General features: G+C 61.8%; 13 protein-coding genes. 5 read left to right on the plus strand and 8 right to left on the minus strand.

Features of this window, described 5'->3' with window-relative positions:
- The first annotated feature begins 11 nt into the window (after positions 1–11).
- Both FVE66_RS15325 and FVE66_RS15330 read left to right on the plus strand, forming a co-directional pair.
- Positions 12–1,226 carry an MFS transporter gene (locus tag FVE66_RS15325; RefSeq protein ID WP_241673241.1) on the plus strand — a complete coding sequence of 405 codons (1,215 nt, stop codon included), beginning with the start codon at positions 12–14 and terminating at the stop codon, positions 1,224–1,226.
- Positions 1,227–1,324: 98 nt separating this feature from the next.
- Positions 1,325–3,190 (plus strand): AMP-dependent synthetase/ligase, encoded by a 1,866-nt coding sequence (locus FVE66_RS15330; protein ID WP_151448321.1) that lies wholly within the window; start codon positions 1,325–1,327, stop codon positions 3,188–3,190.
- 95 nt (positions 3,191–3,285) lie between these two features.
- Here FVE66_RS15330 and FVE66_RS15335 read toward each other — a convergent pair whose 3' ends face one another.
- A complete protein-coding gene (locus FVE66_RS15335) occupies positions 3,286–3,555 on the minus strand; it encodes a DUF504 domain-containing protein (RefSeq protein ID WP_151448322.1) in 270 nt (89 codons plus the stop codon).
- 228 nt (positions 3,556–3,783) lie between these two features.
- On the opposite strand from FVE66_RS15335, the gene rtcA reads away from it, so the two are divergent.
- Positions 3,784–4,839 carry an RNA 3'-terminal phosphate cyclase gene (gene rtcA / locus FVE66_RS15340; RefSeq protein WP_151448323.1) on the plus strand — a complete coding sequence of 352 codons (1,056 nt, stop codon included), beginning with the start codon at positions 3,784–3,786 and terminating at the stop codon, positions 4,837–4,839.
- Between the two features lie 22 nt (positions 4,840–4,861).
- Here rtcA and FVE66_RS15345 read toward each other — a convergent pair whose 3' ends face one another.
- The 3 genes from FVE66_RS15345 to FVE66_RS15355 all read right to left on the minus strand — a co-directional run bounded on the left by FVE66_RS15345 (position 4,862) and on the right by FVE66_RS15355 (position 7,617).
- Positions 4,862–5,242 (minus strand): DUF2784 domain-containing protein, encoded by a 381-nt coding sequence (locus FVE66_RS15345; protein ID WP_151448324.1) that lies wholly within the window; start codon positions 5,240–5,242, stop codon positions 4,862–4,864.
- A gap of 284 nt (positions 5,243–5,526) precedes the next feature.
- Entirely contained in the window at positions 5,527–6,504 is a 978-nt protein-coding gene (locus FVE66_RS15350) for a Bug family tripartite tricarboxylate transporter substrate binding protein (protein ID WP_151448325.1), read from the minus strand.
- Between the two features lie 36 nt (positions 6,505–6,540).
- Positions 6,541–7,617: a TauD/TfdA family dioxygenase gene (locus FVE66_RS15355; RefSeq protein ID WP_151448326.1), complete on the minus strand. Its 1,077-nt coding sequence runs from the start codon at positions 7,615–7,617 to the stop codon at positions 6,541–6,543.
- 104 nt (positions 7,618–7,721) lie between these two features.
- On the opposite strand from FVE66_RS15355, the gene FVE66_RS15360 reads away from it, so the two are divergent.
- The gene (locus tag FVE66_RS15360; RefSeq protein WP_151448327.1) at positions 7,722–8,681 is read left to right on the plus strand and encodes a LysR family transcriptional regulator; all 960 of its coding nucleotides are present in this window, start codon (positions 7,722–7,724) and stop codon (positions 8,679–8,681) included.
- A 12-nt stretch (positions 8,682–8,693) separates the two neighbouring features.
- Here the strand turns inward: FVE66_RS15360 and FVE66_RS15365 are convergent, their stop codons facing one another.
- Both FVE66_RS15365 and FVE66_RS15370 read right to left on the minus strand, forming a co-directional pair.
- Positions 8,694–9,230 carry a flavin reductase family protein gene (locus tag FVE66_RS15365; RefSeq protein WP_151448328.1) on the minus strand — a complete coding sequence of 179 codons (537 nt, stop codon included), beginning with the start codon at positions 9,228–9,230 and terminating at the stop codon, positions 8,694–8,696.
- Between the two features lie 128 nt (positions 9,231–9,358).
- Positions 9,359–10,078: a DUF1294 domain-containing protein gene (locus FVE66_RS15370; protein ID WP_241673242.1), complete on the minus strand. Its 720-nt coding sequence runs from the start codon at positions 10,076–10,078 to the stop codon at positions 9,359–9,361.
- 72 nt (positions 10,079–10,150) lie between these two features.
- Between FVE66_RS15370 and FVE66_RS15375 the strand changes: the two genes are divergently transcribed.
- Positions 10,151–10,933 carry an IclR family transcriptional regulator gene (locus tag FVE66_RS15375; RefSeq protein ID WP_161993300.1) on the plus strand — a complete coding sequence of 261 codons (783 nt, stop codon included), beginning with the start codon at positions 10,151–10,153 and terminating at the stop codon, positions 10,931–10,933.
- A 42-nt stretch (positions 10,934–10,975) separates the two neighbouring features.
- Here FVE66_RS15375 and FVE66_RS15380 read toward each other — a convergent pair whose 3' ends face one another.
- On the minus strand, positions 10,976–11,956 hold the full coding sequence (locus FVE66_RS15380; RefSeq protein ID WP_161993301.1) for a cupin domain-containing protein: 981 nt from the start codon (positions 11,954–11,956) through the stop codon (positions 10,976–10,978).
- A 64-nt stretch (positions 11,957–12,020) separates the two neighbouring features.
- A complete protein-coding gene (locus FVE66_RS15385) occupies positions 12,021–12,842 on the minus strand; it encodes a fumarylacetoacetate hydrolase family protein (protein WP_151448331.1) in 822 nt (273 codons plus the stop codon).

A 12,842-nucleotide genomic window follows, 5' to 3' on the forward strand; every position in this document is an offset into this window, starting at 1 on the left:
GGCCAGGAGCAATGCCAGCCCGATTGTCGCCCTTCTGGCGGGTTTGTTTCGCCATGTGCGTCGGGGTAATGGGCACCGCCCTGGCCAGCCCGCTCTATCCCTTTTACCAGGAACTGTGGCACCTCAAGTCGAGCGACATCACCGGCATTTTCTCGGCCTACATGTTCGGCGTGATGGGCAGCCTGCTGTTCCTGGGACGGCTGACCAACCGCTTCGGGTTCCTGCCCATACTGGGTGCAGGCTCGACGCTGATGACGCTGGGCGTCCTGCTTTCCATGCTGGCCTGGAATCCTGCCGCATTCGTGGCCAGCCGTCTGGTCATCGGGCTGGCCTCGGGCATGATCACCACCTCGGCCTCCATCGGCTTGAACTACCTGAACGATAGCGGGGACGCGAAACGCACGGCGGTCGTCACCACATTTGGCATGACGCTTGGATTCGGGCTGGGCCCCCTGATTGGCGGACTGGTGGCGCAATGGGCGCCGGCCCCCCTGGTCAGCGCCTATGTGCCCTCCTTGCTGCTGGGACTGCTTGCCACCTGGGGGCTGTTCCGCATTCCCGTCCAGCACCAGCCCCCGAGGCCGCCATCGGCGCCGGCCAAGGGCTCGTCACTGGCGCAATGGCTGCCAAGCATCACCTTGCCACCATCGGCATTGCGACGCCATTTCTGGATCGCTTGCATGGGCACGTTCAGCGCCTTTGGCATGTTCAGCCTGTATGCTTCGCTGGCCCCCAGCTTCATGCAGGACATGTTGCCGTGGCACGGCCCGGCAGTGAGCGGCATATCGATCGCGATGATCCTGTTCCTGTCTTCCGCTTTCCAGTTGCTGGCCCGGCGAACGTCCACCAGGACCACCGCGATCGCCGGACTGGGCGCTTTGGCACTGTGCAATCTGCTGTTGCTCCTGACCACCTATAGCGGATCGACATTCCTGTTCATGCTCAGCGTGCTGGTCACCGCCTTCGGCCACGGGCTGGCAAACCTGACCGGTATGTCGCTCGTGGGCAAGGTGGCCACGCCAGGCACTCGCGCCGGCCTGCTGTCCTCCTACCTGATCGTGGCCTACGTGGGCGCCATTGCGCCTATCCTCGGCGTCGGCTGGTTGTCAGATCACCTGGGGCTGACCACCGCCGTCGTGATCTTCTGCACCGTGATGGCGCTGCTGACGGCCACGCTGGCCTTGATCGCCAACAGCCTGCCGCCGATTCGCACCCCCGCCGGATAGATTTCCATCTCCTGCCGTGGCCCCCTCAAACCGGGTAATGCGGCTCGCCTTGATGCGGTGGGATAATGCCGTCTGCAAGAATGAAACCCGGGCAACTCATGACCAATCTGATCGAACAGCACCGTCCTCGCACCCTGGACGAAGTACGCACCCTTTCTGAACTGTTTTCGTGGCGTGTGGCACAGACCCCGCAGGGCGATGCCTACCTGCAGTACGATGAAGCGGCCGGCAGCTGGACCCCTGTTTCATGGCAGGCCATGGGCGAGCGCGTGGAACGCATGGCGCTTGCGCTGGAGAGCCTGCAACTGCAGCGCGGCGCCCGCATTGCCATCCTGCTGCCCAATGGGCTGGATGCGGTATGCGTCGACCAGGCAGCACTTGCGCTGGCTTGCGTGCCGGTGCCACTGCATGCGCTCGACAATCCGGCCAGCATCGCCTACATCCTGGACGACAGCGAGACCTCGATACTGGTGGCGCAATCCATGGCGCAGTGGCAGGCAATTGCCGGCACCGGCGTGGCACTGCCGTCCCTGCAGCACGTGATCATCGTTGAGCCAATCCCGCACACCCCGCCTGCTGCGGGCGAGGGGTCGCCCGTCTTGCCTATCTCGCCTGTCTCGCCAATCCCGCTCGGCGACTTGCTGGCAGCGACAGCGGCTGCCGGCAGCGCACCTGCCACACGCCGCCCACCCGAACCCGATGAGCTGGCCGCACTGGTCTACACATCCGGCACCACCGGCAAACCAAAAGGCGTCATGCTGACCCACGACAACGTGCTGGAAAACGTGAAGGCCACGTACCAGCGCGTGACGCCCTTCCCCGAGGACGTGTTCCTGTCCTTCCTGCCGCTGTCCCATACATTCGAGCGCACCGGAGGCTACTACCTGCCCATCGCCTCCGGCAGTTGCGTGGCACATGCGCGCTCGGTCGCGCTGCTGTCGGAAGACATGCTGACGGTGAGGCCCACCATCCTGATCTCGGTGCCGCGCATTTACGAACGGGTGTACAGCGTGCTCAAGGGCATGCTGGCGGCGTCGGCGCTGAAATCGCGCCTGTTCCAATGGACACAGGCGGTGGGCTGGCGCCGCTTCTGCCGGCTGCAAGGCTTGCCGGTTGAAGGCAATGTGCCGGCCGCACTGGATGAGCTGGCATGGCCGCTGCTGGACAAGCTGGTGGCCACGCCCCTGCGGGCACGGTTCGGTGGCCGCTTGCGGGTGGCCGTCAGCGGCGGCGCGGCCTTGTCGACGCCGATCGCGCATTGCTTCATCGGCCTGGGACTGCCCATCCTGCAGGGCTACGGCATGACGGAAACCTCGCCCGTGGTGGCTGCCAATGCCCTCGACGACAACGACCCGGTCACCATTGGCAGGCCGCTGGCCGGCGTGGAGGTGCGCATCGGCGACAATCAGGAACTGCAAGTACGCAGCCGCAGCGTGATGCGCGGCTACTGGAAGCGCGAAGCCGACACCGCGGCAGCGTTCATCGATGGCTGGCTGCGCACCGGCGACCAGGCTTCCATAGTGAATGGTCGCATCCGCATCCTCGGCCGCCTGAAGGAAATCATCGTCACATCGACCGGCGAAAAGATTGCGCCGGCCGACCTGGAGCTCGCCATTACCAGCGACCCGCTGTTCGAGCAGGCTTATGCATTTGGCGACAACCGTCCATTCATCGCCTGCATCGTGGTGCTGAGCCGCTCGGGATGGGAGCGCCTGGCCGCCGGACTGAACCTGGCGCCGGAGGCACCGGACAGCCTGCTGGCGCCCAGCGCATGCAAGGCGGTCTTGCAGCGCATCCGCGAACTCACCCGCAGCTTCCCGCACTATGCGCAGCCGCGGGCTGTCGCACTGACGCTGGAGCCGTGGACCAGCGAGAACACGCTGATGACACCGACGCTGAAGCTCAAGCGGAATAACCTGGCGGCGCATTTTGCGGCTGATATCGAGCAGCTTTACCGGCGCTGAGCTGTCCCCGTGGTGGCCTTGGCCCGCCGCACGCCAGGAATCCGGACGTGGGCAATGATCTGCCCTTGCCATGGACGGCTGCCAATGTCACGCCTCTACCTGTTCCCGCAATCCACCTGGCGCTGCCAGATCAACTCGCCGCCGCGCCACACTTCCCGCACCCGATGGAAGGGCACCATGTGGAGCGAGCCGTCGTCCTCCATCACATCAAACGAGAAGTGCGCGCCACGCGTTAGATGCACCCGCCGGAACGGCACGCGCACGATCCGGCGTCCGACCCGGTCAAGGTAGCCAATCACGAACTCGGCTTTGCCGAATTCCTGATCCCACTGGATGCGGTGAAACAAATCCTGGATCGGCGTCATTGGGCGCGGGCGGAGAAATCAATCGGTAGGGCCATGGAGCATGGTGTCATGTTTTTGCACCCGCCCACGGTGCGCTCCTGCCGCCCGTGGACAACTATGGACACTTTTCGGAGTCCACTTGTCAATCGAAGAACACCAGACCATTGAAGATGTTGCGCAGGCTCATGTAAAGCGCTCATGTGAAGAGTGATTTTTACCGGCAAACTGTTTTCGGATCGAGAATTGCAAATGATCGACATCGACGGTTCCCACGGCGAAGGCGGCGGTCAATTATTGCGCACGGCGGTGGCGCTGGCGGCAATCACCGGGCAGCCCTTGCGTGTGCGCAACGTGCGCGCCCGGCGCTCCAATCCGGGGCTGGCAGCGCAGCACCTGGCTGCAGTCAAGGCGGTCGCTGCCTTGTGCAACGCCGAGGCGGAAGGCCTGCATGTCAAATCGCAGGAAATTGTCATGTATCCCCAAGGCCTGCGCGGCGGCGAATTCCAGTTCGACGTTGGCACAGCAGGCACTGTCACGCTGGTGTTGCAGGCAGCGCTACCGGTGGCGCTGATGTGCGCAGAGCGTCTTGTGATGACGATAACGGGCGGAACCGACATACGCGCCTCGCCGCCGCTGGATTATTTTCGATACGTGTTCCTGCCGCTACTGGAATCCATGGGCGCCCGGGTGTCGCTGCAGGTACTGCGGCGCGGATACTTTCCCCGCGGGGGCGGCGAGGTCGTGGTCGAAGTCGAGCCCGGGCCTGGCCTGCGGCCACTGGTGCAGCAGAAACGCGGCAGCCTGAGCGAGGTGGGCGGCATCGTTCACACTTCCAATTTGCCGGCGCATGTCGCAGCCCGCATGGCGCAATCAGCGCAGCAGGTGTTGCCGCCGGTTCCAGTGCCGCACATCGAGCAGCAATTGCTTGCATGGCCGCAAGCTGTCGGGCAAGGCGGTGCGATCGTATTGTGGGCGCGTTGTGCGACTGGTGTGCTGGGTGCAGCCGCAACCGCCCAGCGCGGCGTGCCGGCGGAGCGCCTGGGCGAAGAAGCCGGCCAGGCCCTGCGCGCCGAAATCGAATCCGGCGCGACACTCGATGTGCATGCCGCGGATCAGATGCTGGTCTATGCAGCACTGGCAAGCGATGCGAACGCTGAAAGCGGACCATCCCGTTTCACCGCGCGCACGCTGTCTTCCCATGCCCGCACAACCATGTGGCTGATCGAGCAGTTCCTGCCGGTCGAATTTGGCGCAAGCCAGGTGGGTGAGCTATGGCGGATTGACTGTCGCCCGCGCTCGAAATGAATCAAGCTACGCGACGCAATGATCAGGAATCTCTCGCAGACGGCACACGCCGGCGGAAGAAAATCCAGGCATAAATTGCCACATTGAGGACCACCACCACACCCGCGAGCGCGAACTGGGTCGCTTCGGTCAGGCCAACAGGATAGATGGTTGCCAGCAGATAGTGCTCGATGAAACTTTCCCTGTAGCCCGACAGCCCCGCCCTGATGAGCAGGTCGTTCTCGACGTAGGTAAGCGGGCAGATCCGCCCTGTGAGCTCAACGAAGAATCCCCATGCGGCAACTGGAACATGCAGGACGGGGAGCCAGCGCCATCGGACTGCGAATGCGCCACCCAGGAGGGCGAACAGGATGAATGCCAGATGGACCAGCAGGACAGCATTGGCGGCCAGACGGAAAAACATGATTGCGCCGACTCTACGAAACGTACCTGGCCTGATGCTTGCAGAAAGATCTGCAAATTGAAAGGGCAAACCCGACCACATCAGTCATTGCGCATGCGAAATCTCACTAACGGCCATCCTGCGGATGGCGAGCGGCGGCACCGTCGCTGGCCGCGATCTGCTGCGATCTGCACTACACGATCCAGGGCCAGGCTCGATAGGGCAGGCTCAATACATCAGGCTCGATACAAGACGCGCCACCGGATAGACCAGCACGCAATCGGTCGAGCCTGCCCCTGCGTCTTCTAGGCGTCGATCGTGATCTTGCCCGCCGTAATGACCTCGCGCCACTTGCGCTGCTCGGCGATGATGAACTGCCGAAACTCGTCGGGCGTGTTGGTCACATCGTTGGAACCGAATGCGGCGATTCTCGCGCGTACATCCGGCAACCGGGCAGCCTTCATCGTTTCCCTGCTGAGCCGCCTGACGACTGCCTCGGGCAGGTCTTTGGGGCCAATCAAACCATACCAGCCTCGTGCATCGAAGTCGGGAACACCGCTTTCGATCATGGTGGGCACGTTGGGAAGTGGCGGCGTACGCTGGGCGCTGGAAACAGCCAGTGCCACCAGTCGGCCCGACTTGATGTGCGCATCGACCAGTGCCAGGTTTTCAAAGGCAAACAAGACTTCACCGCCCAGTACCGCCATCAGGGCTGGCGCGCCGCCCTTGTAGCCGACATGAGTTGCATTGACGCCAGTTCGTTGCTTGAGTAATTCGGCCGCCAGGTGTTGTGGCGAGCCGGGGCTGGCCGAACCGTAGAACGGCGGGGTCTTCGCGGTTGCCAGCTTTTTCAGCAACTCCGGCACCGACTTGATTTCCGATTGTGCCGACACGACCAGTACCAGCGGCGTGGCGGCAAGCAGGCAGATCGGCACGAAATCGGCGAGCGGATCGAACCCGAGGTTCTTGTACAGCGAGCCATTGATGGCCAGTGGACCACTGCTGCCAAGCATCAGGGTGTAGGGATCGCCGCGCAGCTTGGCGACATAGGCGGTTGCGATATTGCCGCTTGCGCCCGGCTTGCTCTCGACCACGAAGGGCTGACCCAGGCTCTGGGAAAGCTTGTCGCCGATTATTCGCGCGATGATGTCAACAATCCCCCCGGGCGGGAACCCGCTGATCATGCGTACCGGCTTGGTCGGCCAGTCGTTGGCCAGGGAAATGCCGGGCAAGCCGGCCAGGCCGAGCGATGACGCCGCGGCCAGGAATTTACGTCGATTCATTGGTGTCTCGTTTTAATTTTTATAAGAGATTCGATCTTACACAGGGTCAAGCGAAAAAGTAAGTTTGGTATTTTTCACTATGATGCCCCCGCGATTGCCCGCTTCAAGCGAACCGTAGCGTGCGGCGAACGCGTCGGGCAGCGGGCGGCCTTGCTTTGGCGCCAGCCAGAGACGCAGCAGATGACGTTTGCGTTCCACCTCCGGCCAGTCCTCGAAATCAGTGCGCGAATGCAGGATCTGGTGGTTATGCAGGAACTGCATGTCGCCGGGCCGGAATTCCACCTGCAGGTTCAGGTCGGTGTCATTGGTGAGCGCATCGAAATATGCCAGCGCTTCGACTTCACGCTCGGTCAGCCGCCGGGCTTCAGGGAAGTTCTCTTGCGCGCTGCGAATGTACTGACCGCTGTAAATGGTCGTCATGAAGCCCGCATGCCAGCTGAAAACCGGCACCTCGAACCAAGGCTTCATGCCCTCCGGCACCTCACCGCGGCGATCGGTCGGGAAGGCATGGAACAGCTCGGCCGCCAGGTCGGGCCGACGCCGCATCATTTCGTTGTACAGGGTGACCGAACTGACGAGACGGCTTTCGCCGCCCGAGCGCGAGGTCTTCAGGCAGATCAGCCCCACGATGTCGCAGGAATCGGTGTGGTATTCCAGCTCCCTGTTGGTCTGGTAGTAGCGGGTCTTGGGTTTGGTGATGTCCAGTCCCAGGTCGCGCACATGCCCGAGCAGGTGACCCTTTGCGTTCTGCGAACGGAAGCTGCCCAGGTGCGAGCCGACGCCAAGGTAGGCAATCGCCGCCTCTTCAATGCTGTAGCGCTCGACCGGGAACCCGCGGATCACCGCGAATCCGCGTCCACCAAGTATCTCGCCGAGCACGCCGCTCAGCTTTGCTGCCAGTCGAGGCAGGCTGAAGGTTTCGGGGCTGATGTCGCCGAATGCCCTGCCGGCCGCCTTGAATTCCTTGATCGCCCGATCGATCTCCTCGAGGTCACCCTGGTCCAGCACATGGATCCAGTCGGTTTGCTTCATCAATTCAGGGCCATACCATGCGGAGGGTCCATCAATACGCTGTGGCACGGCGGTTTCGGCCAATCGATCAGGGCTGTTCATCAAGACTTCCTTGCTAGAAATGAAGAGATTGGATACAAGTCTATGTGAGGGGCAAAAAAAACTCTAACAGATAATTTCAATCAATTAATTCAATGAAGCGATAGATGAACATCACGCTGAAACAGCTGCGTGCGTTTGCATCGGTGGCCAGGGAGCAAAGCTTCACGCGCGCCTCGGAGCGGCTGCACGTCACCCAATCGACGCTTACCTCTTCGGTCAAGATTCTCGAGGCAGAACTGGGGATTCGCCTGCTGGACCGTTCGACGCGCTCGGTCGCACTGACCGAACAGGGCATGTCCTTCCTGCCGGTTGCGGAGCGACTGCTGCGCGACCTGCAAGAGTCGCTGGACGAACTGCGCATGACTGCCAATCGGCAGCGCGGCTCGGTCGTGATTGCAGCCGCGTCCTCATTCATCAACTATGTGATGGCGCCCGCCGTGTCGCGAACCGCCGCCGCCTACCCGGGAATCAACGTTCGCCTGTCAGAGGAAACCACCCAGGGCGTGGTTCGCATGCTCTTGTCGGGCGAGGCTGACTTTGGCGTCACCACGCTGTTCCAGAACGTGCCGACGCTGGATTCCGCGCTGCTGCTCACCGATATTTACGGCGCGGTCCATTCCCCGCAGCACGCGCTGAACCTGGCACCGGCCACCTTGCGGTGGAGCGGTCTTGACCCGCACACGATGATAGGGCTGCACAGGTCGAACGGGATTCGCGCGCTGATCGACATGAATCCAAAGATCCCGTCCGGTTGCAAGAATCCGGCTTACGAAGTCAGTTCAATGCCGTCCCTTCAGCCCATGCTGGCACAGGGCTTCGGCTTCGCCGCATTGCCGGCGCTGGCAGCCCGGCCATTGATGTCGGACGGCCTGTGCTTCAAGCCGCTGTCACACCCCACATTGCGGCGGCGGCTGTATATCGTCAAGAAAAAGGGACGTACCTTGTCACCCTCGGCCAAGGCGCTGGTGGAGGCAACCACCGAATCGCTCGCGCAGATGAATCAGGACGAAAACATCAAGCTGCTGTTCACCCAGGCCGCGATGCGAGCCTTCTGCAAGGATTGAGCGCCGCTGCCTTCACTTCATCTTCGACGGCAACTTGATCGTCCTCTCGGCAATGGCGAACACGCCACGGCCCCGGTGATGCAGGGTTGCCGGTTCCTTGCATGCGGGATCCACCCACGCCGCCACCACTTCAAGCACGAAGAAGCCGTAGCGATTCACCAGGCGCGTGTCGACCACGCGGCATTCCAGATTGGCATAGCACTCGTCCACCAGCGGCGCATCGACCAGTGACGCCGGCACCGGCGTCAGGCCGAAGCGCGCGAACTTGTCCACCGTTTCGCCGGAAGTATTGCCACAGCCGACCACCTGCGCAGCCAGGTCCGCGGTCGGAATGTTGAGCACGCACTGCCGCGTGAGCTTGAGCGCGCGAAAACTGAAATCGCGATTGCTGACCACACAGCCGACCAGCGGCGGCTCGAATTCCATCATGGTCTGCCACGACAAGGTCATGACGTTGGCCCGGCCCTTGTGCGCAGTGCTCAGCAGGAGCACCGGGCCAGGCTCGAGCAAGGCATACACTTTCGACAGTGGAAGGGGGCGTTTCTTCATCAGGATTCCCTCGGTCGGTTGGTAACCATCCAATCAGCGAAAACAATCCGTGTAGTGTTTCCGGAAAACCGGAGCGCGGGTCTTGATCCCCATCAAGGCGGGTCAGTCTGGACCCATGCCTGGATATTTCATATCGCAGCTGGAAGAATGCGAAGCAGCCTTGCGCCATGGGATGAGAGTAGCCAGGCCAGTGCGCCGCAATTGAGAATGGCAGTCGCCACGAAAGCAGCCTGAAAGGATGGCTTGCTGGACTTGTGGCGAAGCAGCCTCTGCGCTACCGCAGCGCCAGGCCAGCCACCGGCCAACGCGAACAGGTGCAAGGTGCTTTCCTGGATCCGCCATCGACCGTCCCTTGCGGCTGATTTGTCGATGGCGTAGGCAACAAATGCGACTGCACTGGCAAGGACATATAGACCGGGCACGACCAGCGGCAATTTGCCTGCCAATGTGGCTCCTGCCAGCAAGGAAAGGAACACCGCGCTCAAGATGACTGCGATATTGCTGTGCCCGGAGGCACTGGCAGCAGCCGAACGCTCGCCGACGAATGCCACGCTGTGCGCTTGCTCCCTGCCTTTGGGATCGGTCTTGAGTTCGTAGGTGACGAGCTCGCTTCCCACCGGCCTGCGCTTACGGTTCGAAAAAGCGCTGATGTGAACGAAAGCCGGCTTTCCACCGTCGTTCCGGGTGATGAAGCCAAAGCCCTGGTCGTCTTTCCAACTCGTTATTTTTCCCTGATAGCGCACACCGGCCCTCACAAAGGTTTGAATCTGAATCCAGCCGGGATCACGGGATTCCGGGATCCCCGGATCATATCTTTTGCGGGTATTTTGCATGTCAGGATACGGCATATGCTTGTCCTTCCCTGCGCTATTGTCCGTATAATTCGCACTGCGAATATCCACTACCTACCCCCACTCGACGTGACCGAAAAATCGCTCAAGGACAAAGACCGGCAATATGTCACCGCGCTCGGGCGCGGGCTGCAAATATTGCGCTGTTTTACACGCGCTACGCCCGCCCTGGGTACCGCTGAAATTGCCCGCCTGACCGGCATTCCGCAGCCTACCGTGTGGCGCTTGTGCCATACCCTGATGGTGGATGGCTACCTGGTGTCTTCTGACAGGAGCGACAAGCTCAGTCCGGGCATCCCGGTGCTGAGCCTGGGGTATGCCGCCATTGCCGGCACCCCCGTTGCCGAACTCGCACGCGCCGACATGCAGGCGATCGCCGACCGCTACCAGGGAGCGGTATCGCTCGGCATGCGGGACGGCGCCAGAATGGTTTATCTTCAGCGTTGCCAGGGCTCGTCGATTGTCTTGCGCGACCTGACGGTCGGCTCGAGCGTCCCGCTCTCCAGTTCGGTGACAGGATGGGCTTATGTGGCCGGGCTGAGCGAACGAAAGAGAGAAGAACTGTTCCGGGAATTGCAGGATGCCGAAGAACAAAACTGGCCGGAACTGTTGCCAAAGATCCGGCATGCGCTCGAGGGCTACAAGCACAACGGGTACATCGTGAACAAGGGCTCGCTGCACGAACAGATCAATGCAGTCGCCGTGCCCATACTGTCCCTCGACGGGGCCACCTTGCTGTCCCTCAGTTCGGGCGGCATCAGCCAGCTGTTCGACGATGCGAAACTGGCGGAGATCGGCCGCGAGCTGAAGCAGCTGGCAGCAAAACTGGCGCCCGCACTGCGCGCCGTCTGAGCATGCTGCCGGCGCTGCATGCGTCTTGCTATCGCCCTGTATTCAGGCGCTGCGGAACCAGCCAAGCATTCGCATCAACGGCTCATCGGATACGCGCAGGAGCAGCGCATCTTCACTGGCCACGTGGCTATGGTCAATCCACGATGGCACCGCAAACATGTCGCCTCGCTGCCAATGAAATGTGCGGTCCCCGATGGTCGACACACCACTGCCCTCGATCACATTGAAGATCAGGTTGGCGGTGTTGCGGCGACAGGTCCAGGCGGCACTGCCCGCCAGATGAATCACGACGCGGTCGAAAGTCGTCAGCTGGGCCGGGCCAAGAACCAGGCTCCTTACGCCAGGCGCCACCTCGGGCGAGGCCAATAACCGGGGCTTGTATTCGGCATGCGCGAAACGCATTGGCGATTGCTGGTCGACGATATCGGTTTTCTCGATGCCATCCGGATGCACATTGAAGAACATCGGGCCCAAGTGCTGCACCAGCGGCGCGTCGAGGACATCGATCCAGTAGGCATCCTCGCTGCTTTCGTTGGCATGACCGTGGTATCCCCAGTTCGGCGTCAGCAATACATCGCCAGGCAACATCGGAATCTTTTTCCCGTCGACGATGGTGAAGGTGCGCGGCGCCGCATCCAGCACCACCCGCATGGCATTGGGCGTATGCCGATGGCTGCGGGCGGTCTCGCCGCCTTTCACCATCTGGTAGGCACCGACCAGCGTGCGCACGGTGGCGTAGTCATTGCCCGGAATCGGGTTTGCCATGATCAGGTTGCGCCGCTCGGCCCACTCGGTGGCGACCAATCCGCCAGCCACATGCAGCGCTGCATGGGCATCGGCATAACGCCAGTGCGCAGGAACGAATGGCTGCTTTGGCTCGGGGTAGATGGACGGCGTCGGCTTGGCCCAGCCGTTTTTCATCTGCACCTGGTCGAGCAGGCCATACAAGGTGTCGAGGTCGGTCGCAGCGTCAAAGTCAACGGCGGCAGCCTCAGGAAAAGCAGGTGTGACAGGCATGTTCATCAGACGTTCCTTTGCGCGTGGAGCGCAGCATTGGCAGAGCAGCATGGCCGATCTGCGGCAGGCATCAGCGCACTTGCAGGGTCATTTCGCCGACATGTTCGATGGCGATCCGAACGCGGTCGCCGCGCTTGACCGGACCGACGCCTTCCGGCGTGCCGGTGGCAATGATGTCGCCCGGGTAGAGCGTCGCCACGCTCGATGACAGCTCGATCATGCTCGGTATGTCGACGATCAGATCGCGCGTATTGGCATCCTGCCGCAACTCGTCGTTGACCCACAGGCGGGCTTGCAGCTTGGCCGGGTCCGGCACCTCGTCGGCGGTAACGATCCACGGTCCGAAGGGGCAGAAGGTGTCATAGGATTTTCGCATCACCCTCTCCTCCTTGCCGCGAACCACCATGTCGATCAGGCAGGCGTATCCAAACACATGCGACAAGGCGTCTTCGCGGCGGATATTCCTGCCGCCCTTGCCGATCACGATCCCGAGTTCGCATTCATGATGGATTTCACGATCAGGCAGGTCGGGCAGCACGATTGCATCATTCGGCCCGCACAATGAAGAATTGGCCTTCATGAAAAACCCGTTGAGGTCGGCGCGATTGACCGACTTCATTTCCAGCCCATGCTTGAGGTAATTGACCGGGAATGCGAGCAGCTTGTTGGGCCACTCGATCGGCACCTCCAGCCTGGCCGTCGCCATATCCAGTCGGCGCGTGGCCGGATGTTCCAGCACGCCCGCCATGCGCTCGTCAAACCGCGCGATCAACTGCACCATCTGTACCGGTGGCCACGCATGGATGTCGATGCCCAGCGCATCGGTCAGGTCCCAGGAGTCGTTGCCAATCGTGACGCCGATGCGTCCGCCATTGAATCGAAACAGCTTCAT

The sequence above is a fragment of the Lacisediminimonas profundi genome (assembly GCF_008831265.1).
Taxonomy (GTDB): Bacteria; Pseudomonadota; Gammaproteobacteria; order Burkholderiales; family Burkholderiaceae_D; genus Lacisediminimonas; species Lacisediminimonas profundi.

Coding starts and splice junctions, on each gene's coding strand:
- rtcA (WP_151448323.1), top strand. CDS start 3,784: ATGATCGACATCGACGGTTCCCACGGCGAAGGCGGCGGTCAATTATTG.
- FVE66_RS15355 (WP_151448326.1), bottom strand. CDS start 7,617: ATGAACAGCCCTGATCGATTGGCCGAAACCGCCGTGCCACAGCGTATT.
- FVE66_RS15380 (WP_161993301.1), bottom strand. CDS start 11,956: ATGAACATGCCTGTCACACCTGCTTTTCCTGAGGCTGCCGCCGTTGAC.
- FVE66_RS15385 (WP_151448331.1), bottom strand. CDS start 12,842: ATGAAGCTGTTTCGATTCAATGGCGGACGCATCGGCGTCACGATTGGC.
- FVE66_RS15360 (WP_151448327.1), top strand. CDS start 7,722: ATGAACATCACGCTGAAACAGCTGCGTGCGTTTGCATCGGTGGCCAGG.
- FVE66_RS15330 (WP_151448321.1), top strand. CDS start 1,325: ATGACCAATCTGATCGAACAGCACCGTCCTCGCACCCTGGACGAAGTA.
- FVE66_RS15325 (WP_241673241.1), top strand. CDS start 12: ATGCCAGCCCGATTGTCGCCCTTCTGGCGGGTTTGTTTCGCCATGTGC.
- FVE66_RS15335 (WP_151448322.1), bottom strand. CDS start 3,555: ATGACGCCGATCCAGGATTTGTTTCACCGCATCCAGTGGGATCAGGAA.
- FVE66_RS15370 (WP_241673242.1), bottom strand. CDS start 10,078: ATGCCGTATCCTGACATGCAAAATACCCGCAAAAGATATGATCCGGGG.
- FVE66_RS15350 (WP_151448325.1), bottom strand. CDS start 6,504: ATGAATCGACGTAAATTCCTGGCCGCGGCGTCATCGCTCGGCCTGGCC.
- FVE66_RS15345 (WP_151448324.1), bottom strand. CDS start 5,242: ATGTTTTTCCGTCTGGCCGCCAATGCTGTCCTGCTGGTCCATCTGGCA.
- FVE66_RS15365 (WP_151448328.1), bottom strand. CDS start 9,230: ATGAAGAAACGCCCCCTTCCACTGTCGAAAGTGTATGCCTTGCTCGAG.